Here is a 22399-nt window from a genome sequence, read left to right on the forward strand (position 1 = left end):
CGCAGCAAAGCGCGTGACATGGCAGATCATTCTCAGCGACCGGACCCATCGCCCGAAAAACTTGTCGCGAATCTCGTTCGCCTGCTCACTGTCGAGCAGCGCGGCAGCAACCTGTTTGCAGGTCAGCCCCAAACGGGCGGCATCGGCCGCGTCTTTGGCGGTCAGGTGATCGCACAGGCGCTGCAAGCGGCGCAAGCATCTGTCGCTGACGACAAGGTCGCGCATTCGTTGCACGCGTACTTCCTCCGCGGCGGTAAAGAAGGTCCGGGAATCGACTATGCGACCACCTGCGACTTTGAAGGCCGCAGTTTTGCCAATCGGCGGGTTGTCGCGAGCCAGGATGGCAAACCCATTCTGAATCTGACGGCGAGCTTCCAGTCGCACGAGAGCGGCCTCGAACATCAAGAGGCCTCGATGCCCGATGTCCCGCCGCCAGAGGAATTGAAGTCCGACATGGAAATACGGCGCTCCGTTGCAGAGCGGCTCGGTGACCGGCTGTCCGAGATGCAACAGCGGCTAATGCTGCGCCCGCGCCCGATAGACATGCGCACGACTGACAAGCTGCACTGGATGAACAACGAAGCCAAAGAACCGCGGGCGCACAGCTGGTTTCGGACAGTGGCACCTTTGCCAGACGATCCCGCGCTCCACCGTGCGATCGTCGCCTACGCCAGCGATTTCACACTGCTTGGCACAAGCGCGCTGCCCCACGGGCTGTCATGGATGCGGGGTGAATTGGTCGGGGCGAGCCTGGATCATGCGATCTGGTTCCACCGCCCCGCCCGGGTTGACGAATGGTTGCTCTATGTCACGGAAAGCCCGTGGAGCGGCGGTGGCCGGGGATTCAACCTTGGCAAGATATTCAACCGCAACGGCGACCTTGTCGCCAGCGTAGCGCAGGAAGGAATGATCCGGCGCAAACGCAGCTAGGTCATGATTGCCGCACATCAAACAAAAAAGGGCCCCGTGAGGGACCCTTTTCTATTGATAATTCGTCAGGATCTTATTTCAGGATCCAATCCCAGATTGAACGCCACATATTTTTTCTCCTGTTGCGACTAGCATCAGAAGATTACGTTAACCTAGAATGTTTGTAAACTGTTAACCAATTCTGCGGGTAAAGTGTGTCCTATCCCTCTGTAAAATAAGTGTTTCATGCATCTCTGCAAGGGTTAACGGTCGCGCGATATAGAAGCCTTGGCCAACTTCGCAGCCCAAATCCTTAAGCATCTGGTACGATTCGCGATCCTCGATTCCTTCGGCCACGGAAGTCAGTCCTGTTTCTCCTGCCAGTCGGATAATATTCGAGACAATTGACCGCGCCATCTTCGATGCTTGCATTCGCTGCACAAAGACCTGATCGATCTTGATCTCATCGAACGGCAGTTCCGACAGCGCGTCGAAATTAGCACTGGCGATGCCGAAGTCGTCGATCGAGAATTTGACGCCTGACTTGCCAATCCGCTCGAACACCTCGCGTGCAACGGAGAAATTTTCGATGCGCGCCGTCTCGGTCACCTCGATTGTTAGGTTTTCGGGCTTCATCCTGCAGGCGGCCAAGTTCTCTTCGACCAGGTCGGCGATCCGGTGATCGACAAACTGGATTGCCGAAACATTGATTGAAATCTGCGGTTCAAAGCCGTCTTCGAGCAGACTTTCGGCTGCCCTCAGTGTCTTGTGCGTAATGCGCTTGGTCAGGTCGTCGAGACGCCCCACCCTCTCGCATTGAAGGATGAAGCGCGCCGGCGAGATGTCGCCATGCTCTTCGTCGACCCATCGAGCGAGCGACTCCGCGCCAATGATTTCCCCGGTCTGCAGATCGGCCTGCGGCTGCAGCTTGATCCCGATCCGGTCTTCCGACAGTGCATCCTCGAGCCGGGCCTGGAGCGAATAGTCCCAGTCTTCGCTATCCGCCTCGAAATCGGAAATGACAAACACCGGGCGATAGGCCTCGCGCGCCTGATCGGCCGCCGCAATGGCCGAATTGAGCCGGCTCGACATCGATTTTTCGAACGACTGGTCGACGCCGATGGTCATCGAAACGTCTAGATCGCGCTTGGATACGCTTACCGATTGCGACGCGATCGCCCGCAGCCCCTCAAGGTGCCCCCGCATGTCGTTGTAGGCAGCACTCGGTAGTACGAAAGCAAAGTTCTTTCCCCCGTCGTAATAGATTGTCTGGCCATGCTCGCCGAGCGACAAGCGCCCCGCGATCTGGCGCAGGTACTTGCCCTGGTCGCCCTGCGAGAGAGTGGCGAAAATTGCATCGAGACGGGCAATCTTGGCGACGACGATTGCCAAGCGATCACCGCCGATGCGATTGCCCATGTCGCGGTTCATCGCGACGAAGTTGGGCAACCCGCTTCGCTGTTCGATGTTCAAGTGCCGCCGCTTGAAATTCGCTGTGAAGCGCAGGATGGCATAAAAACCGGCAAGACCCAGCGGCCCAGTGAAAAGCACCCGTACACCGAGTCCGGACGTGATGAAGATGGCGACCGCGATAGACGTCATCCATAGCGCATAGCCGACCCTGCGGCGCGGCGTGGTGCGCAATGCTGCGAGGAGCAGGATAAAGGCAATCGCGAAAACGGTGATTGACGTGCCCCAGTCAAAAGACTGTCCGCTACCTCGCTTGGCCGTTTCGGCAGCGACAATATGGACGAGGCTCGAGGTCACGAAGCCCTGGTCTGGCACCTTTACCGCGCGCGCCGGCGAACCGGTTGCACCAACAACCACGGATTTGCCGGACACGGCGATGGACGACCCGTCTACCAGAGCAATCGAGGTGCTATGCGGAATCGACGCCATGTCGATCGTGTAGTCAGGATAAATCGGGCGTGCAGGTGTGCCCTCGCCAGCAAGCAGGGTCCACATGGCCGGGACGTTTGCCCTGTTGTCTGCGAAGAATGGCTCAACGCCCCAGACGAAATCGAGAAAGTCGGTCTCAAAGTCGCTGCTGACGAAACGCATCTCGCGAGAGAAGTACTGATCAGTTTCCGCGACACCCCGGCTCTCGAGCAAATCCGACCGGACCGTCCGGGTAAGGAAAACCCTGTCACCCAAGCCGACTAGCGTCTTGCGCAGCTCGCTATCGAGGTCTTGCGATCCGCTTTTCCGGATCGGGAAATCGAGCACAACGCGTTTTGCGCCTTCGGCATCGAGTTTCGTCAGAGTGTCGACGAGTTGCCGGTTCGCGACGACCGCACCTGTCGAGGTGTCGGTGCTTTCAAGAGTGACCAGCGCGATTTCGCCGCTTGCCTGCTTGTCGAACATCTTGGACTGGATCGACCAGATGGAAATATCGAGCGGGCGAAAAATCGTTGCCGCAGCGAACAGCGCCGCCAGAATAATGGCGATGCCCGCATGGCGGAGCCTTTCGGAGGCGAGGAATTTTCGCACCAGTTGCGGCAAAGCGCATTTCTCCAATTCGACTTCTGCCCTAGCGAAACATCGTAAAGATGGGGTTTCCAGCGCCCGGTTGGGCCTGTTTACTAAAACCTCATTAAAATCATATGCTTGCGCTCAATCATGTGGGAAGCATGGTTAATTTCAGCCTTAATTCTTCCTCTGGGCGATGGTTACCGATCGCTCCGTTATGGAGCGAATCCGGCCTCAGCCAGCGTGGCGCTTGGCTGCCAACAGGCGCCCGCACGCCGGAACCCCTGACCGCACGGCTTGCACACGTCGGGCGCTGCGCTACTCTATTGCCGAGAGAGGAACCCCGATGCAGATTTCCCGACTGCCGGCTTTGCGACATTCGCTAGAACCGTCGAACCATCCCTATCTGTCCGGTCCGTGGTCTCCGCTGGCGGAAGAAGTGGATGTCGACGAGCTGGAGGTAATCGAAGGCGCTATTCCGCAAGACATCGACGGTATCTATCTGCGCAACACGGAAAACCCGCTCCACCAACCGCTCGGTCGCTACCACCCGTTCGACGGTGACGCGATGATCCACCAGGTCAGTATCGCGAACGGCAAGGCCAGCTACCGCAACCGCTTCGTGCGCACCCAATGCTTCGAGGCAGAGCAGATCGCCGGGGGCAGTTTGTGGGGCGGTTTGATGGACCCGCCGGGCACTTCGAAACGACCCGGCTTTGGCGCACACGGCGGTTTGAAAGATACAGGCAGCACGGACATCATCGTTCATGCAGGGGTGGCTTACGCGACCTTTTACCAATGTGGTGAAGCGTGGATGCTGGATCCGCAGACGCTGGACAACCTTGGCAAGGCACCGTGGGGGCCGCTCGACGGTGTCTCCGCCCATCCCAAGGTGGACGAGGAGACCGGCGAACTGATGTTCTTCAACTACTCGGTTCATGCGCCTTACATGCACTATGGCGTGGTCGACCGTGCCGGGAAGCTGGTTCATTATGTGCCAATTCCCCTGCCCGGCCCCCGTCTACCGCACGACATGGCGATTACGAAGAACTGGTCGATCCTCAACGACATGCCGCTGTTCTGGGATGCGGAAGCGCTGGAACGCGATATCCATGCCGCGCGCATGCATGACGGCCTGCCGACGCGCTTCGCGCTGATCCCGCGCCACGGGCAGCCGGAGGACATCCGCTGGTTCGAGGCTGACCCGACCTATGTCCTTCACTGGACCAATGCCTATGAGGTTTCGGGGCCCGATGGCGACGAGGTGGTGCTCGAAGGCTATCACCAGTCCTGCCCGATGCCCGAACCGCTCGCCGAGCATGGGCGCTACGCGCATATGATGGCCTATGTCGATGAACACAGCTTCCAGAGCCGCCTCCACCGTTGGCGCTTCAACCTGGCAACCGGTGAATGCCGCGAAGAACGTCTGTCCGACCGGATCGTCGAATTCGGGATGATAAATCCGGCCTGCCTGATGGAAAAGAGCCGCTACGTCTGGTCAACCACCACCAAGCTGGGCTGGTTTTTGTTCAACGGCTATGCGCGTCAGGATACGCGGACGGGTGAAGAGCATATCTACAAACTGCCCGAAGGCGTTTTTGCCAGCGAAAGCCCGATGGTGCCGCGAAAGGGCGGCAAGTCGGAAGATGATGGATACCTCGTGACCTTCCTGATCGACGAGAACACAGGCACCAGCGAGTTGGCGATTCTCGACGCGAGCGACATCTCGCAAGGCCCGATCTGCCGTGCGCGCCTGCCGCACAAGATTTCGAGCGGGGTGCACGCGACATGGGTAGAGCGAGAGCACCTGACCCGGCCGAGGATGAAACCTAGCCCGGCTCCGGTATGAACGGATCTTTCGGGTAGTCGCGATACTTCTCGCATTCGGCGCGGAAATCATACGGTACTTCGTCCGCGCAGTCAGGCCAGAGTTCCGTCGCAAGCCAGTATTCGACCAGCCCCAGACGGGCGCAGATTTTCACGAAGCGTGGGTCTTCGCGAAATTGCGGATGCTGTGCCGACCACAAATGATGCGTTCGGTAACCGGTCGCCCCAAGGACATCGGCCGGGCCGCCGCTAGGGCCGAAGCGCACACTTTCCGCCACGGCAAACACATCGTCGACCTCGCCCACGGCGGCGAGATAGGACAGTAGATTTGGTTCAGCTGCTCCGTCCTTGACGAAGTTCTCTTGAAGCCATTTCATATATTCGTCGATTTTTTCGTCGGACCCGTCATCCACGACTTCGGCCAGCGTCGTCAGCCACGAATATTCATAGAGGGGGTACCTGGCGAGCACAGCGGGATCGAGCAGGCGCCTGGCCGCCTCCATATCACGGTCGTGCCAATAGGCGCCGGCCAACGTCGCACGGGTGTGATGATTGACAGGCAAAAGCTCCAGCTCTTTTTCCAGGACCGCGCGCCCCTCCGCAAATCGCCCGGAACGCCACAAGACCATTCCGAGATAAGAATTGTAGACTGCCGGATTCTGCCGCTGAAAGTCTCTTAGCAAGGCAATCGCTTCACGTGAGCGCCCCACACATTCCAGGTGGAACGGCATGCTGAATTCGGCCAGCGATGACCTCTCCCAGTGCTCCATCATCTTGAGCATGGCTTTATGCTGTTCAAGGAACTGCCCGAATGGCCGGCATAGCGCCCATTGCGCGGAGAACACATTCGGGCTGTCGGGCGCAAGTTCCAGACAGCGTTCGATTGCCGCATGACTCTCGGCTTCGAGCGGTGGCCGGTCGCGGAACGGAATCTCGTTTCGCAGCAACGCGGTGGTCAATGCGTGCAGGGCCCACCCCTCGGCGAAGTCCGGTGCTGATCGTACGAGATCGGCGGTGAGTGCATTCGTCCGTCGCGCGTCGTTGTCCGTGTACATATGGGCGCGGATATTCAGGTAGCGGTCGTAGGTCTCCGGATCGACCTTGCCCGCGCCAACCGGGGCAAATGCGACATCGAGGGCGGTTGCAATCGCTTGGGATATCTCATCCTGCACGGCGAAAATGTCGTCCAGGTCGCGGTCGTAGTGATCGGACCACAAGGTCGTGTGGCCTTCGGTTTCCGAAAGATGGGCGGAAATCCTGATTTTGTTCGCTGCTCTCCGCACAGAGCCATCGACGATATGGGTCGCGTTGAGCCCATCGGGCGCTTTGCGCTTGTCAGCCCCGCGGTAGGCAAAGCTAGACGCCCGACCGGCGACCCGGAGATCGGAGCTTCGAGCCAGATGGCCCAGGATATCTTCGGATATCCCATCGGAAAAGTAGTTCATTTCCGTGTCGCTGGACAGGTTTTCGAAGGGGAGTACGGCAACAAGGGTTGCGCGCGGAGGAGGTGGTTCGGCAACAATTTCGCGAAGGCCGGGCACCGCCTGCTGGCTGTCCGGCACATCGGAACGATGGCTCTCGACCATGCGCTGCACATCACGCAGAAAACCGCACCAGCTCTTGTCGTCCTTTGCGCCGGTCCAATGCGCAAGTTCTGCTGTCTGGGTCAGCTCGAACATGATCGGGCGTTCGCATGGTTCGATCATGCACGGCATAAGTGTCGCGCTCCGATCAGCCAGCGTCGCTTCCGCCCGAACCCAGCGTGAAACCACCGATCGCCTGGACCACAACACCACGGTCGCTTTCGCACCACGCAACGCCGCTTCGGTTACCTCGTCATAGGCTTCGCCCGAACGAAGCACCGTGTCCCACCAGACTTTTAGCCCGCACTCCTCGAATGCTTCGGCAAAAAGCTTCGCCTTCGCGGAATCGCTGCGACTATAAGACAGAAAGATGTCTGGCTGCGGCAATCGCTTCCCCCAAAGCTCAACTCAGTAATCGGAGATACAACTTTGCCAGATTGCATCAAGGCAGTGTGAAACCGCCGCGGGTGCCCGAGTCGCAGTTTGCCTCAACGAAATACGCTTCGCGAGCACACAAAACTCTGCGAAAATTAAGCGAGTTAGTCGTCCAGTTTGCAGCGTCAGACCGGATTCTGTATGGTCCCGCACTTCGGGCTCGCAATGGAAGTGCAGGATTGTCCTGCACTTGAAGTTGGGAGAAAACTCATGAAGAAAATTATCGCTACCGCTGCAGCCATTGGCATGGCAGCAACCATTGGCCTGTCCACGCCTGCTGCAGCACAGGGACAAAGCGACTACAACAAGGCCGTTGCAGAATTTTGCAAAGCTGGCTCAGCAGCAACGGGTGCCTACTCCCCCGGCGAATGCGTTCGCTTCTATCATACCGAAGGCGAAGTGCAGTTCTGCAACTACCTGAAGACGTTCGACCTCCTGGAGGTGCTTGGCTTCCCCAATGTTGGGCAATGCATCAAGGCGCTCCGCTCTTAAGCGCAGCGAGCCACGGCTCAAACGGACGGGCCGGAGGAGCGATCCTCTGGCCCGTTCCTGTTGAGTTTATGAACTCTTCTCAGACAATGGTTTTACCCGCCCGCATGATAAAAATCATACACCGTCCGCGCCACGGTCTCGCTCACGCCTGGCGCGCGTTGCAGGTCTTCGAGCGAGGCGGCCCTTACCTTGCCCGCTGTGCCAAAATGCAGCAGCAACGCCCGTTTGCGGGCCGGACCGATGCCGGGGATCTCGTCGAGCGGTGAGGCGGTGATAGCACGGCTGCGCTTCGCCCGGTGCGCCCCGATGGCGTAGCGGTGCACTTCGTCGCGCAAGGTCTGGAGGTAGAACAGGAGCGGCGAGTTGGTTGGCAGCGTTTTCTCTCGTCCGTCGGGGAAATGAAACACCTCGCGCCCCTCGCGCCCGTGATGCGGCCCCTTGGCGATGGCAATCAGCGGAACATCCTCGATGCCGAGTTCCTCCAGCGTATCGCGCACGCTCGACATCTGGCCTTTGCCGCCGTCGATCAGCACCAGATCGGGCCAATTGTCGTGATGGGTTCCCTTGTCGGCTGCTGAGCTGGTGTCGCTGTCCTCGCGCTCCGATTCCGCCAGCTTGCGAAACCGCCGCCGCATGACTTCGCGCATCATCCCGAAATCGTCGTTGGTCTGCGCTTCGCGGATGTTGAACTTGCGATACTGGTTTTTAAGGAAACCTTCCGCGCCTGCGACCACCATGGCGCCAACCGCCTTGGTGCCCTGAATGTGGCTGTTGTCGTACACTTCGATCCGTCGCGGTACGCTTTCGAGTTCGAGAAACTCCGCCAGCTCGCGCTGGATTTTCGCTTTGGTCCCGCTTTCCGCCATGCGCCGTTCGAGCGCTTCTGTCGCGTTCCGGCTCGCCTGCTCCATGAGCTTGCGACGGTCACCACGCTGCGGGACCGATAGCACCACCTTGCGGCCCGCTAGCTCGCTCAGCGCCTGCTCTATCAATTTGCTCTCCGGCAGCGCGCGATCGACCAGCACCATCGGCGGGGGCGGCACTTCCTCATAGAATTGCAGGATGACATCGGACAGCACCTTGGCCTCCTCGACATCCCTGGTGTGCGTCGGGAAGATTGCCCGGTGGCCCCAGTTCTGGCCGCCGCGAATGAAAAACGCCTGGATGCCGACCTGCCCGACCTTGGAAGCGAGCGCGAAAACATCGGCATCGCCCACGCCTTGCGCATTGATCGCCTGGCTGCCCTGAATGAAAGTCGCAGCGCGCAACCGGTCGCGCAGGATCGCGGCGGTCTCGAAGTCGAGATCCTCCGAAGCCTTGCGCATTTGCTGCTCGAGGTCGTGCTGCACCTGCCCCGATTTGCCTGACAGGAAGTCCTTCGTCTGGTCGACCAGAGCGTTGTAATCGGCTTCGCTTATCCGTCCCACGCACGGCGCGCTACAGCGCTTGATCTGGTAGAGCAGGCACGGGCGATCACGGCGGCTGAAGAAGCTGTCCGTACAGCTGCGCAACAGAAACAGTTTTTGCAGCGCGTTGATCGTGGTGTTGACGCTGCCTGCACTCGCAAAAGGCCCGTAGTAATTGCCCTTGGCCTTGCGCGCACCGCGATGTTTCATGATGCGCGGGAAATCATGTCCGGTGCGCAGCAGGATGAAGGGGAAGCTCTTGTCATCACGCAGCAGCACGTTGAATGGCGGCCGGAAGCGTTTGACCAGTTGAGCCTCGAGCAGGAGCGCTTCTGCCTCGGAGTTGGTGGTGACGATCTCCATCGCGCGGCATTGGCTGACCATTCGCTGCAGCCGGTTGGTCAGCCCCTGCACCTGGGCGTAATTAGCCACACGGTTTTTCAGCGCACGCGCCTTGCCGACATACAGCACGTCTCCGCGCGCATCGAGCATGCGGTAAACCCCGGGTACCGGCTTGAGCGTCTTCACTGTCTCGCGGATTGCCTTGACGCCCGCCTCGAGATCGGGCTGCGCGCTGGCAACAGTATAGGTGGCGCGATCCTCGTTGAAGCGCTCTGCCCCATCGGGTTTCGACCGGGGGTCGCTGGGCTTTTCTGCAGGTGTCCGGGCCATCTTGGCACACAGCATAGGCGGTTGTGCCGGGCGATGAAGGGCAAAAACGCGCGGCGCAGCGTTTGTGTAAATTCTTCGCCTGCAGCCTGTAAACAACTTGTGGATAAGTTGCGAGTAGGCAAGGTACGAGTTGGGGCGCGACTCGAGTCGCACAAAAACAAAACGGGAGAGCCGGGAGATGACTCCAGGCGGCGCAGCGAATTCGAACTGGGAGAACGGCGAACACGCCGGCCGCGTAATCGACGATATGGCAGGACGGAATCTGCCCAATCGCCACACGATCGTTTTCGCCAATGAGAAGGGCGGCGTCGGCAAGACGACACTCGCGTTCCACACCGCGATTGCGTTATCAAATCGCGGTTATCGCGTGCTGGCAATCGATCTGGATGCGCGCCAGCGCAGCTTGGCCCGGACGATCGAAAACCGGCACGGCGCGGTTGTTTGTCTCGGTCTCGATCTGCCGACCCCGAAATGCAGTGTCCTCGACAGATCGAGCGGAGCAATGCTGTCGCAGGAAATTCTCCGGCTGGGCGCTCAATGCGACGTTATCATTATCGATGCACCGGGTCACGATGTTCCGGTCGTGCGCCGCGCAGTCGCCATTGCCGACACCTTGGTCACTCCGGTCAACGCATCGTTCTTCGATCTCGACGTGCTGGCTCGCTTCGACCCGGTGAGCCACCGCATCCGGGAAGCGGGGCCGTTCGCCCGCACGGTGCTTGAACTGCGCACTGAACAGGCGGCTCGCGGTCTGCAGCGGGCAGACTGGATCGTGGCCAAAAACCGCATTCGCACCAGTGAGAAATCGCATCTGGCACGCACTTTGCCCCAACTTGACCAGATCGCATCGTCTTTCGGATTGCGCATTGCAGAAGGCTTGCGAGAGCGCGTTGCGTATCGCGCCTTGCTGCAATTCGGACTGACCGCCTCGGATTTGGCCGCAATTCCGCAGATGCAGGGATTTCGCATGCGTGACGATGGCGCGCTGGCCCGATTTGTCGATGGCCTGGCCCTTCCCGCACCTACGATGCCGCAGCGTCAGCCCATCCGCCGTTATGCCGCGAAGGTGCCGCAGCGCACACGCGAAGATTATACAAATTCGTTGCAAAACCACCTCTACCCCCTTGTTGGCGAGCGCGCCGCGATCGCTTGATGCTGATCGCTAGCGGGGCCGCCGCCATTGACGCGGGGCGGCAAGCTGTTACGCCTCTTCGTCTTGAGACCTGCGCGAAGCGGGCCGCCGGAGGAGATCGCCCTTGCGACAGTTGCAGGGTATGGATGCCAGCTTTGTTGCGCTGGAGACGCGCAACTCGCCGATGCACATCGGCTCGATTCTGATTTATAATCCCGCAACGGCGCCAGGGGGCTTCGTACGGTTCAAAGACATTCTCGGGTTTCTGGAAGACCGGTTGAAGATGTCGACCACCATGCGCCAGCGTCTGGTGCGGGTGCCGCTCGATCTCGATTATCCCTATTGGGTCGAGGATCCGGATTTCGATCTCGAGTACCACGTCCGCCATGTTGCCCTGCCCGAGCCCGGCGACTGGCGACAGCTGTGTATCCAGGCGGCGCGAATTTTCGCTCGCCCGCTCGACCTCGAACGACCGCCGTGGGAATTCACGGTGGTTGAAGGGCTCGACAATGTCGAAGGCATTCCCAAAGGCAGCTACGCCTATATCACCAAGGTGCACCACGCCGCGATCGACGGGATGAGCGGGATCGACCTGATGGAGGTCACCCACACGCTGAATCCGGGAGACCCTCCGCCCGACACACCCGACACCTGGAAGCCGGAGAAAGTGCCGAACGCGGTCGAATTGCTTGGCAAGAGCTACTTAAACGCAATCACCAATCCTTTCAAGCAATTGGAAGTCGCCGCCAAGGCTGCACCGGGACTGGCCAAGGCCATCAAGGGGTTTGCGACAAAAGAATTCGATCTCTCGCGTGAGATGATCGCGCCCAAGACGCGGTTCAATCGCAAGATTTCTCCGCATCGTGTGGTTGAAGGCCGCAGCGTCCCGCTGGCGGACATCAAGGCAATCCGCGCGCTTGCGCCCGATGCCAAGGTCAATGATGTGTTCCTCGCGATCATCGGCGGTGCCATGCGCCGCTATCTGGAATCCAAAGGTGACCTGCCGGACAAGACACTGACCGCGATGGCACCAATTTCAGTGCGCTCGTCAGGCGAGAAAAATGCGATGGGCAACCAGGTTGCCGCGATGATCGCGCCCTTGGGCACGCACATAGCCGATCCGGCCGAACGTCTGGCCTATGTCCACGACCGGACGACCAATTCCAAGGCAATGACCGACGCGATCGGCGCGCGCAACATGACGGAAGTGAGCAAGGTCAGCCCCGCGCTCTACATGGCCTTGGGGGCCCAGCTTTACACGAGGCTCAGCCTCGCGGACCGCGGCGTCGGACCGCCCTTTACCACCGTCGTGACCAATGTGCCCGGCCCGCCCGTGCCGATCTATTCGGCGGGGGCTAAGCTTGAGAGCATGATGGGGCTGATCTGCCTCACCGATGGCATGGGCCTCGCGCATGTCGTGCAAAGCTATACCAGCGAAGCGACCATCAGCTTCACCGCATGCCGCGAATTGCTGCCCGATCCGGAATTCTACGCCGATTGCATTCAGGAGAGTTTCGAGGAGTTCCGTGAGGCGGCGAAGGCCACCACAGCCGGCACCGCCAAGAAAAAACCGTCAGAACCTGCCAAGTCGGGATCGACCGGTAAGCCGGCGGCGGCGAAGAAATCAGCGGCATCGAACCGCGCCAAAAAATCTGCACCGGCCAAATCGGGTGCGACCAGCGCGAAACCGACAGAGAAAAAGAAACAGCCTGCCCCCAAGAAGCGGGCCGCCAAGAAGCCGGCGCCAAAGACCGGCACCAAGAAAAAAGCAGCGCCGAAAAAGCCTGCCGGGAGCAACAAAGGAACCAATTCCAAGTGAGCACCACCACAGCTGCGGCTTATGCCGAATCGACCGCCCGTCCGCCGAGCGCCATTCTGACGCTTGCCGAACCGGGCCGCGCCATGGCCGAGCTGGCAAGCTTTTATGCACTGCGACCGCTGATGAGCGCGCTGCCCAAGGGCGATGGGCACGGAGTGCTCGTGCTGCCCGGCTTCATGGCGACTGATACGTCGACCAAGCCGATGCGCAAGCTGCTCGACAGTCTCGGCTATGTATCCGCCGGATGGTGCCTTGGGCGGAATGTGCGGGTGGACAACGCCCGCATCGAAGCCATGATGCTCTGCGTCGACGAGCTGTTCGAGAACACCGGGCAGAAAATCTCGATCATCGGCTGGAGCCTTGGCGGCGTGTTCGCGCGGGAACTCGCCAAACTTGCTCCGGAAAAGGTCCGGCAGGTGATCTCGCTCGGCAGCCCGATCAGCGATGATCGCAATCACACCAATGCGCGCCGCCTGTTCGAATATCTCAACGGGCAAGAACCCGAGCCGATGAAGGAAGGCAATTTTGCCAAATTGCACGAAGCGCCGCCGGTGCCGACAACATCGATCCTGACCAAGACAGACGGTGTCGTCCATTGGCGCGGATCGGTCCAGTTCCCGGATGATGCGAACCACGGTCAGACCGAGAATATCGAAGTGCTCGCCAGCCATTGCGGCATGGGCGTAAACCCGGCTGTGTTGTATGCGATCGCCAATCGGCTGGCGCAGGCTGAAGGTGCGTGGGAACCGTTCCGCGCACGCGGGCTGGCGGCCCTCGCCTTCCCGCGCACGCGACTTCTGAACTAAGCTAAAAGATCTTCCGGAATTCGACTTCGACTGTCCTGCCTAGCGGGTCGATCAGGCTCGGCTGGTAACTGAGCGGAACCGTTCCCGTGCTGTCGGTAACTCGCTGCTGCGCGTCGAGGATGTTGTTCGCACGGATCGAGAACCGCGCGCCCTTCCAGAAACCGGGTTCATCGTCCTTGCCGGTGAGCCATTTCTGCTGCTCGAGGTCGACGAACAGCCGCAGGTCGAAAGTTACGTAATCATCAAAGAAGAGATCGCTCGAACCGGGCAGACCGGATCCGGCAATCCGCGATTCGCCCGTGTAATTGCCCGACAGTCGCAAACCGAAGCCTTTGTGGAACAGGCCGCCTTCCAGCCGCACCGTGTGGCGCGGCAGACCACCGCTCCCAAGCGCGTCTCCATCAAGCAGGTCGAAAATCGGCACGCCGGGCGCAACCAGTGCCTGGCTTTCAAGTTCTATCGTATGATTGACCGATAAAAACCAGCGGCCCTGCCCATCGCCGCGTCCGCCTGGCCCAAATCCACCGCGGCCGCCGCCACGTCTTGCCCCACCACTGCGTCCGGTTGCCTCACCGCTGGCTCGCTGACCGTCGGCGCTACACAGGCGCGCTCGAAGCTGCGCCAGCTTTTCAGGGTCGATTTCGCCGTCTGGTCCGCGCAGCCGATCCAGCATTTGCTCCGGGAGTGCCGACAGATCAGGCAGGCTGCCGTCTTCGGGCACCTTGCAGACCGCTTCGCGAATTTGCGCCATGCGTTCCGGATCGAATGCGCCACCGGGAGGGCCGCCTTCGCCCGAGCACAAGCGCTGCTGCAATTGCTTGACCCGTTCGGGATCGACTTGCCCCTCTTCATTGAGCAGCCGCGCCCGCATGCGCTCTGGCAAAACGGAAAAGTCGAAGCTGGTCGGATCTTCCAAAGCGCAGAATTTCGCACGAAGTTCAGCAAACTGCGCCGGATCGAATTGGCCAGGGCCACCGCCCTGCCCGCGGCCTTGCCCATTGGCTTCTGTTTCTCTGTTTTCCGCTGCTTGGCCCGATGGCGGACCGCCTGAGCCTCCGGGGCCGCCGCGACCCGGTCCGCCCGGTTGCGGGGGTTTTCCGACGCGCCCCGACATGTTGAAGCCGTATCGGATGCGTGTGCTATTGCGCTCGGCAAAGGTGATGGGGCGGCGATCGATCGAAATCAGCCGGTTGTTGTTATCCCGCTCGACCCGGTCGGCAAAAGCGGACTCCACCGCTGGGGTGAGAACAGGGAAGCTCTCAGTCACGTCATCCGACCGGTTGCGAAAATATTCGAACTGGACGTTGGTTCGATCGAACAGGTCGAGATTGTAGTAGGCGCCGAGCTTGATGTCGCTTTGCTTCTCGGCATTGAGCAACGGATTTCCGCCGGTGGTGACTGTCGCCAGCACAGTTTCGTTATTGGTCAGGTCGAACACCGGTACGTTGAATGTCGTGATCTCCGGAGCGCCCAGTTGTGTCAGAGAAGGCGCTTGATCGCGTTCGGTGTAGCTGGCGGTGAGGCTGAGCCGCTCACCGATCCGCCAGTTGATGCCGGAGCTCCAGTTATACAGCGTGCCGAAGTCTGAAAGATCATCGACCCCTGCGTTCAGGTTGAGCGTGATGTTCCCAATCGCACCGAGGAAACCCTCGTCTGCGCTGGTCAGGGGAAGGCCCATGTTGAACCCGCCTTCGACCCGGCTCCTGCTGAATTGCACTGGCCCGGCGGCTGTGCGCGTATCCTCGCTATCGATGCGGTTCCATTTGTAACCGGTCTTCACGGTCAACGAGGCGTCGCCTGCCGGCAACACGAAGGGGTTGCCCTGCACAGTCAGCAGCGAGTCGGCCGTCCATGTCCGGCTGATCGCTTCGTCCTTCCCTGCAGCAGCAAGAGCGGGCAAGGGTCCGTCGATCGCCAGCGTGCCGGCAGCAGCCGCATCCTGCAGCGCCTGCGTATCGCGTCGGCGATCGATCAGCGTATCGGACCATGTCCGGTTGAGATCGAGAGTAAGCGTTGCATCCCAGTCACCGACCGGCCTGCCAATGGAACTGCCGAACGACAGCGAAGTCGATTCGGTTCTGCGTTCCAGCGGGTCGTCATCCAGCGTACGAAGTTCGCTTGCTCCGCCAAAGGTCAGCAGCACCGACTCGAGACCGGACAGCGATCTGCTGTTCTGCCGCTGGATATTGCCATTGAGTGAGACCGTACCGTCACCCGGATTGGGCCCGAGAACGGTGTTGTAGGTTGTCTCCAGCTCGATGCTCTCACTGTCCGACGCCAGACTACGGAAGGCGGCCGGATCAGGATCGGTCGCAACTGTCGGAACACTGCCCTGAGTCTGAGTTATTTCGCGCTCGTCTTCAGTCAGGAGGCTGGAAATGTTGTACTCCGCACCAATGTTGAAGCGCTTGCTCCCGTCAATGGTCAGCAACGAAGATTCCAGCTCACCGCTCGCGCGCCCGCCCGCTGTCGGCCCGCCATACTCGACTTCAACCTCTCGACTGACGAAATCATCCTTGAGAATGAAGTTCACAACCCGCTGGGTCGCCGCAAAACCATATTGCAGAGCAACCTCTTCAGGCAGCACCTCGACTTTGCGAATGGCCTCGGGCGGATAGCGACCGAACTCGCGAAAGCTCGAAACACGCTGGCCATTGATCAGGAAAATGGGCCGACCGCTGCTACGTCCGTTTCCGGATGAGATTTGCGGGGACAATTGCTCGACCAGATCGGCAATGGAACCCGCACCGAACCCTTTGATTTCGCCTTCGTCTAGCTCCAGAATTGGGGGTAGATCGGTATCGACCTGACCGCGAATGCGTTCTGCAGTCACAATGATATCGTCATCATAAACGTCAGCGCCAACGGACTGGCCCTCCTGCCCGAAGGCAGGAACAGACAAGGTCATTGCAATTGCAAGACATGAGACGGCGGAGCGGATCGGCTTCAAGTCTTTAACTTCCTTGGAAATTCCCGGGAGAATACGAGCCTGGCGATGTCTTTGCCAACGGTTTCCCGCCGCAGCAACATGTTACAGGTAATGGATGGTCGCAAAGTCCTCATCTGAAAGCGCAACAATCGCCTTACGCACAACTCTTCCCTTTTATCCCTGCCACAGCTATGGGCGCGCAACATTATTAGACGAACTACAAGGAAACCTGACACAGATGGCAAAAGAAGAACTCCTCGAAATGCGCGGCAAGGTAGTGGAACTGCTGCCGAACGCGATGTTCCGGGTGGAGCTCGAAAACGGCCATGAAGTGCTCGGGCACACTGCGGGCAAGATGCGCAAGAACCGCATCCGCGTTCTGGTTGGAGATGAAGTGCTGTGTGAACTCACGCCTTATGATCTGACCAAGGCCCGTATCACCTATCGCTTCATGCCCGGCCGCGGTGGCCCCGGTCAGGGTCCCGGCCCTCAGTAAACTGTAAGGAGCGCCAATGAGCGCACCTTCCCTCATTCTCGCTTCGGCCAGCCCGCGCAGGCGGGAATTACTTGCCCGGCTCGGGCTGGAGCCGTCTGCAATTGCGCCTGCAGATATCGACGAGACACCTCGCAAAGCGGAATTGCCGCGCGATTACGCGATCCGCATGGCGCGCGAGAAGGCCGAAGCTGCCGCTTCAGCCGAAGGCCATGTGCTGGCCGGTGACACGGTCGTTGCTGTTGGTCGCCGCATTCTGCCCAAAGCGGAAGACGAAGCGACAGCACGCCAATGCCTCCAATTGCTGTCAGGCCGGCGCCACCGGGTCTTGTCGGCAGTGGCCCTGCGCGCGCCCGATGGTACATTGCGGGACCGGCTGAGCGAAACCGCCGTCAAGTTCAAGCGCCTCTCCAACGAGGAACTCGCCGCTTATCTCGCTGGCGGTGAATGGCACGGCAAAGCCGGTGGCTACGCAATTCAAGGCGCGGCGGAAGGCTTGATCAGCTGGATTCAAGGTAGCCATTCAGGCGTTGTGGGCCTGCCGCTTTACGAGACACGCGTTCTGCTCAAATCGGCAGGCTTCCCGCTTGACTGAGTGGTTGATTGAACGCGGAATCGGCGAAGACCGCGCGCTGCTCATTGACGGCGATGAAGCCCTAGCTGCGAAGCTTCACTGGCCGGGCGAGTTGCGCGCGGGCGAGATCGTGAAAGCAAAGCTGGTCGCCAAATCCGAGGGCGCAAACCGCGGCACGGCTTGCGATGAGCGAGGGCAAGAAATTCTCGTCGACCGCCTTCCTGCCGAGGTCACCGAGGGACAGACGATCTCGATCCGCATATCCCGTGCGGCTGTAACCGAACGCGGCCGATTGAAGCGCGCTCAGGGTCGCACTGCATTGGCGAGTGAGAGCGCTGCCGCCAGCCCGTTCGAATTCGGCAGGGAAGTTCGCCGCTTTCCGGCCGGTCTGTGGGAAGATGTCTGGCAGCAAGCGAGCAGCGGGCAAATCGATTTCGCAGGCGGATCGCTGGTGTTCAGCGTTACTCCGGCGATGACAGTGGTCGATGTCGATGGCGAGCTGTTGCCCCGCGATCTGGCATTGGCGGCGGTGCCCGCATTGGCCCGGGCTCTGCCGCAATTCGATCTGGGCGGTTCGATCGCAATCGATTTCCCGAGTCTTCAGGCAAAAGCCGACCGTCAGGCAGTCGACCGGGCACTGGACCATGCTCTGGCCGACTGGACGCATGAGCGCACCGCAATGAACGGCTTCGGCCTGGTCCATATCGTCGCGCGGCTCGAAGGCCCTTCACTGCTCCACCGGATGGCCACATCGCGCATCGCCGCGGCCGCTCGCATGGTCCTTCGGAGCGGGGAGGCGGTGCAGGAACCTGGTGCGATCCTGCTGACAGTTCACCCCGCCCTGAAGGCCAAGCTCAAGCCCGCATGGCTCGATGAACTTGCGCGCCGCAGCGGACGCGAAGTGCGGATAGAAACCGATCCCGCTCTTGCTATCGAAGCCGGATTTGCGCAGGCCGTGCCGCTATGACTACGACCAAGCGTTGCCCCATCTGCAGGAAACCCCGCGTCGAAGCGCATTCGCCCTTCTGTTCGCAGCGGTGCAAGGACCGTGATCTGGCGCAATGGTTCAATGATGGCTATTCAGTCCCGGGGCCGCCAGTTTCGCCTGACGAACTGGCGGTGGAGGACCGGGGGGACTGACCATGAAGCATCGCGCCGCAGCTTTTCTGACGGGAGCGGCGATGATGCTGTCCCCAGTTGCAGCCGCTGCGCAGCCTGAACCGAATGCCATCGAACGGTTCAACAATTGGCTCGACGAAACCTGGGATGAAGCCGGGGACTCCGGCCTCAAGTTCGAACCGAAGCCGGTCGACATGGCACAATTCCGCGTCGTTACTCCGACGCCATGGACCGCGCGCGATCCTGGCGACATCGAGCGCTACCGCAACGAAGCACCGCCGGCGGCGGAAGGCGTGCTCTATGGCAACGAGCCTCTCCAGAACTGGCTGGACTGGTACGACCTCGAGATCGAAGCTGCGCGTGAAGCGAAAGACACCGCGCGCGAACAGGCCGCCTGGCTGGAAAAGGTTTTCATCACTTATTCGCGGGTCCGCCGGTTCACCGATTACGGACCGTCAAGCTATACCTACCAGGACGCCGTGCGCAGCTACATCGGCTCGTTGGCGCCAGAACCCGACACATCGGGCTTTAGCCTGCGGCGCCTGATGACCATGTCGCAGGAAGAGGCAGACCGGCTGCGCAAGAAAGCATTCGACGCGACCTCGCCGGAAACGCTCGCTGCCTATGAGAATGCCTTGCGGCATTACCTGTCGATTATCGCAAACGAGGAAGTCGACGGCCCACCACTCGAAGGCGACGCCTTGCAGGACACCGGGGCGAACCAGGTCAAGATGCTGGCCGAAATGCTCGAAGCGCAAGGGCGCAGCGCGGAGGCTGCCCCCATGCGCGCCGCCAGCGATGCGTTCGAATTCAACAACAAGATCTCGGGCTACAACTGGCTCGTCAACTGGCGTTACCAGAACCTCAAGGTTGGTAATTTCCCCGTCGCGGCCGAGTGGTCGTACAAGATGATCGAGCGGCTCGCGACCATGGTCCCGGTCGACGATCCACGTGTCCTGCGCGTGATCCTGCTGTCTGCGGCAGACCACTTCGCTGCCAATGATGTGGAGAAAGCGCAGGGCATCCTTGAAGCGGCGCTGCGCATTTGCGGACAGACCGCGAGTTGTACCACGCTGTCGGCTGAGCCCGGCGCCGCCGAAGGCATTGAAATGCTGCAGGCAATGGGTGAAAATTCGCAAGCGGATGCGTTCCGCCTGGCAGTCGCGGGCAACGCCGCCGAAGACAATTCTGCGCTCACGTCCCTCGCCTTGATCAAGCAACTCGAGGAAGAACGCGAGCAGTGTTACGACCAGGTCGAAGCCAATCCCGAAAACCCGCTGATCCTGACTCCGGCGGCAAAAGCCATTGTGGCAGAATGTGATGCGGTTATCGGCCCCGATATTTTCGACGCCTATGTTGCGGCAGGCAACGATTTCAGCCGGTCCGACGCGATGCAGATGCTGGCCGAAGGCATTGCCGATGGTGCCTTGCAGACCGGTCGGATGGAACTGGCCGAGCGCTACTTCGCGATGCTGGTCGATAACGCACGAGAAGCGAACAGCCCGCTGTCGGACGACCTTGCCCTGCGACATGCCATGAGCCTGATTGCCCTGCGCCGTTTCGACGAGGCGGACCAGGTGCTCCAGCGCACCCGTGCCTCGACCGAAGCGGACATGCGCGCCGGGTTGCTCTATTCGAACGTCTACTCGAACCGCATTCGCGGTGTGGAATCGCTTACGGTCGATCGCTTCCTGCTCGACACGCCGAACGCGGCAAAGGCGTTCGAGCTGGCAAAATCCCGCGCCGACGAGTTCCGTGAATTCCGGCAGTCGCAGGTGGGATCGGTGTTCGATGAAACCAACCTCGCGCGGATCATCGGCTTCAACGAGACCTTCCGGGAAGCGGCGGACGCCAGTTGGGCGCTGCGCGAGGCTTCACCCGATCGGCGCGATGAAGCGCAGCAGGTCGCGTTCGACGCGGTCCAGGATGCGCTGGCAGACAAGACCAGCCTTTCGCTTGCCTATGCGATGGCGGACAAGGCGGAATTCGGCGGTGACCCGCAAGTATCGGCGCTGGTCGAGCGCCGCCGCGAGTTGCTCGACTTGCTTGCACCGCACCGCGGCGTCGATGCCGACAGCTGGGGAGAGATGAGTTTCCCCGCCGACGCCCGCGAAAAAATCGCCCGGCAGCGAGAGTTCGAAGCCATCGCCGAACTGTCGAACGAATATGCCGCAATCAACCGGACGCTCCAGTTGGCAGCACCGGACTATTTCAAGCTGATCCGCCCTGCCCCGCTCTCGCTCGATGATGCCCAGGCGATAGTGCAGCCGGACGAAGCCGTGCTCCTGCTCTTGCCCAGCGATTATGGCACGCATGCCATGGTGCTGACGAGCGAAGGGCTGCGGTGGCATCGCAGCGACCTGACCTTCGGCGAGATCAACCAGATGGTCCGCCGCCTCCTGTGGTTCAGCGGCGGGCAGATCCAGCCGACGAACGAAGAGCTGGCCGAGTGGACCGACGGCGTCGATGGCGGCGCGAAAGGGTTCGACCGGGATACGGCACATCGCCTCTATTCGGAGCTCATCGCGCCGCTGAGCGATGCGTTCGATGGCAAGCGGCACCTGTTCTATGCCGGGGGCGGATCGCTCGGTTCGCTTCCGCTGGGTATACTGGTGACCGACACGCCAACAGGCCGCGACGACGATCCGCAGGCCCTTCGCGATACGAATTGGCTGGCAGGTGAAGCGAACATTGTGCGCATCCCCTCTCTCCAGGCACTGGCTTTCCAGCGCCGCTACGGCAGCAAGGGCGCAGCCAATGCAGACGAGTTTCGCGGCTTCGGCGATCCGGTTCTTGCCGGCAAGGCCCAGACTCGCAGCCGCGGAACACGGGGCGCGCCGCCCAGCTCACTGGCAACGCTGCTGACCAGCTCCGATGCCGGTCCGGTGGCCAATGTCGAGACGCTGCGCAGCCTCGCAAGGCTCCCGGGCACAGAGCAGGAACTGACTCAGATGGCTCGGGCATTCGGGACCGCCAGAAGCGCAATCAAGCTTGGGGAGCAGGCGACAGAGACCGCTTTCAAACAAGCGGACCTTGATAATGTCGGGGTGATCGCGCTGGCGACTCACGGCTTGACGGCAGGCGAAGTCGGCGCGGCAGAACCCGGGCTGGTATTTACCCCGCCTGCGAGCGGCACCCCGCAAGACGACGGCTATCTTACTGCCTCCGAAGTCGCCGCGATGCGGATCAACGCCGACTGGGTGATCCTCTCCGCCTGCAATACGGCGGCGGGTGACGGAGATAGTGGAGCGGGCCTGTCCGGCCTCGCGCGCGCGTTCTTCTACGCCGGGGCCAGCAACCTCCTCGCCTCGCACTGGCCGGTGCGCGACGATGTAGCCGCTCGGCTGACGGTCCGCACGATCGAACTGGCGCGCGACAATCCGCAAATGAGCCGTGCCGAAGCGTTCGCCGCAGCCATGCGCGAGATTCGCGAAGACAGTTCTGCCGATGGCAAGATGGTCGGAGGCTACGACACAACCTTTGCGCATCCCAGCGCGTGGGCGCCGTTCGAACTGATCGGAGACGCTGGCGCACGCTAAGCGGTGGATGCTGGCAAACTTGCCCAGATACCCCCTTGCCAAGCGCGCGCGCCTTCGCCATAGGCGCGCTTCCAACCGCCGGGCGGCCTTTCTGCCGCCTGCATGGTGAATGCCTCGGTAGCTCAGTTGGTAGAGCACGCGACTGAAAATCGCGGTGTCGGTGGTTCGAATCCGCCCCGAGGCACCACTTCTTTT

15 protein-coding genes and 1 tRNA gene are annotated in these 22399 nt (G+C 60.7%); 12 read left to right on the forward strand and 4 right to left on the reverse strand.

The window, feature by feature from the left end; all coding sequences use genetic code 11:
- The first annotated feature begins 18 nt into the window (after window positions 1-18).
- Entirely contained in the window at window positions 19-930 is a 912-nt protein-coding gene (locus E0502_RS01115; protein ID WP_137676151.1) for an acyl-CoA thioesterase, read from the forward strand.
- A gap of 171 nt (window positions 931-1101) precedes the next feature.
- Here the strand turns inward: E0502_RS01115 and E0502_RS01120 are convergent, their stop codons facing one another.
- Complete coding sequence (locus E0502_RS01120) at window positions 1102-3411, reverse strand: EAL domain-containing protein (protein WP_204517902.1); 2310 nt, start codon at window positions 3409-3411, stop codon at window positions 1102-1104.
- A gap of 313 nt (window positions 3412-3724) precedes the next feature.
- Between E0502_RS01120 and E0502_RS01125 the strand changes: the two genes are divergently transcribed.
- Complete coding sequence (locus E0502_RS01125) at window positions 3725-5227, forward strand: carotenoid oxygenase family protein (protein WP_137676153.1); 1503 nt, start codon at window positions 3725-3727, stop codon at window positions 5225-5227.
- Here E0502_RS01125 and E0502_RS01130 read toward each other — a convergent pair.
- Complete coding sequence (locus E0502_RS01130; protein ID WP_137676154.1) at window positions 5208-7175, reverse strand: TIR domain-containing protein; 1968 nt, start codon at window positions 7173-7175, stop codon at window positions 5208-5210. The two genes, E0502_RS01125 and E0502_RS01130, sit on opposite strands and share 20 nt — an antisense overlap.
- A 258-nt stretch (window positions 7176-7433) precedes the next feature.
- On the opposite strand from E0502_RS01130, the gene E0502_RS01135 reads away from it, so the two are divergent.
- On the forward strand, window positions 7434-7715 hold the full coding sequence (locus tag E0502_RS01135; RefSeq protein WP_137676155.1) for a hypothetical protein: 282 nt from the start codon (window positions 7434-7436) through the stop codon (window positions 7713-7715).
- A 92-nt stretch (window positions 7716-7807) separates the two neighbouring features.
- Here E0502_RS01135 and uvrC read toward each other — a convergent pair whose 3' ends face one another.
- Window positions 7808-9793 (reverse strand): excinuclease ABC subunit UvrC, encoded by a 1986-nt coding sequence (uvrC, locus tag E0502_RS01140; protein WP_137677462.1) that lies wholly within the window; start codon window positions 9791-9793, stop codon window positions 7808-7810.
- A 178-nt stretch (window positions 9794-9971) separates the two neighbouring features.
- Between uvrC and E0502_RS01145 the strand changes: the two genes are divergently transcribed.
- From E0502_RS01145 to E0502_RS01155, 3 genes are all read left to right on the forward strand, one after another.
- Window positions 9972-10946 (forward strand): division plane positioning ATPase MipZ, encoded by a 975-nt coding sequence (locus tag E0502_RS01145; protein ID WP_137676156.1) that lies wholly within the window; start codon window positions 9972-9974, stop codon window positions 10944-10946.
- Window positions 10947-11049: 103 nt separating this feature from the next.
- The gene (locus E0502_RS01150; RefSeq protein ID WP_240048804.1) at window positions 11050-12744 is read left to right on the forward strand and encodes a WS/DGAT/MGAT family O-acyltransferase; all 1695 of its coding nucleotides are present in this window, start codon (window positions 11050-11052) and stop codon (window positions 12742-12744) included.
- Entirely contained in the window at window positions 12741-13550 is an 810-nt protein-coding gene (locus E0502_RS01155; protein ID WP_204517905.1) for an alpha/beta hydrolase family protein, read from the forward strand. Before E0502_RS01150 ends, E0502_RS01155 begins: the two co-directional genes overlap by 4 nt.
- A gap of 1 nt (window position 13551) precedes the next feature.
- On the opposite strand, the gene E0502_RS01160 is transcribed toward E0502_RS01155, so the two are convergent.
- Entirely contained in the window at window positions 13552-16458 is a 2907-nt protein-coding gene (locus E0502_RS01160) for a TonB-dependent receptor (protein ID WP_137676157.1), read from the reverse strand.
- A 259-nt stretch (window positions 16459-16717) separates the two neighbouring features.
- Between E0502_RS01160 and infA the strand changes: the two genes are divergently transcribed.
- The 6 genes from infA (at window position 16718) to E0502_RS01190 (ending at window position 22391) form a co-directional block, all read left to right on the forward strand.
- Window positions 16718-16975 (forward strand): translation initiation factor IF-1, encoded by a 258-nt coding sequence (gene infA, locus E0502_RS01165; RefSeq protein ID WP_011413465.1) that lies wholly within the window; start codon window positions 16718-16720, stop codon window positions 16973-16975.
- A 16-nt stretch (window positions 16976-16991) separates the two neighbouring features.
- Window positions 16992-17567 carry a Maf family protein gene (locus tag E0502_RS01170; RefSeq protein WP_137676158.1) on the forward strand — a complete coding sequence of 192 codons (576 nt, stop codon included), beginning with the start codon at window positions 16992-16994 and terminating at the stop codon, window positions 17565-17567.
- Window positions 17560-18513, forward strand: a complete 954-nt coding sequence (locus E0502_RS01175; protein WP_137676159.1) for a ribonuclease E/G — start codon at window positions 17560-17562, stop codon at window positions 18511-18513. Before E0502_RS01170 ends, E0502_RS01175 begins: the two co-directional genes overlap by 8 nt.
- Window positions 18510-18686, forward strand: coding sequence for a DNA gyrase inhibitor YacG (locus tag E0502_RS01180; protein WP_137676160.1), 177 nt, complete (start codon window positions 18510-18512; stop codon window positions 18684-18686). Before E0502_RS01175 ends, E0502_RS01180 begins: the two co-directional genes overlap by 4 nt.
- A 2-nt stretch (window positions 18687-18688) precedes the next feature.
- Window positions 18689-22204: a CHAT domain-containing protein gene (locus E0502_RS01185; RefSeq protein ID WP_137676161.1), complete on the forward strand. Its 3516-nt coding sequence runs from the start codon at window positions 18689-18691 to the stop codon at window positions 22202-22204.
- 111 nt (window positions 22205-22315) lie between these two features.
- Window positions 22316-22391, forward strand: a tRNA-Phe gene (locus E0502_RS01190).
- The last annotated feature ends 8 nt before the right edge of the window (window positions 22392-22399 follow it).

The organism is Parerythrobacter lutipelagi, from assembly GCF_005434975.1.
GTDB classification, from domain to species: domain Bacteria; phylum Pseudomonadota; class Alphaproteobacteria; order Sphingomonadales; family Sphingomonadaceae; genus Parerythrobacter_A; species Parerythrobacter_A lutipelagi.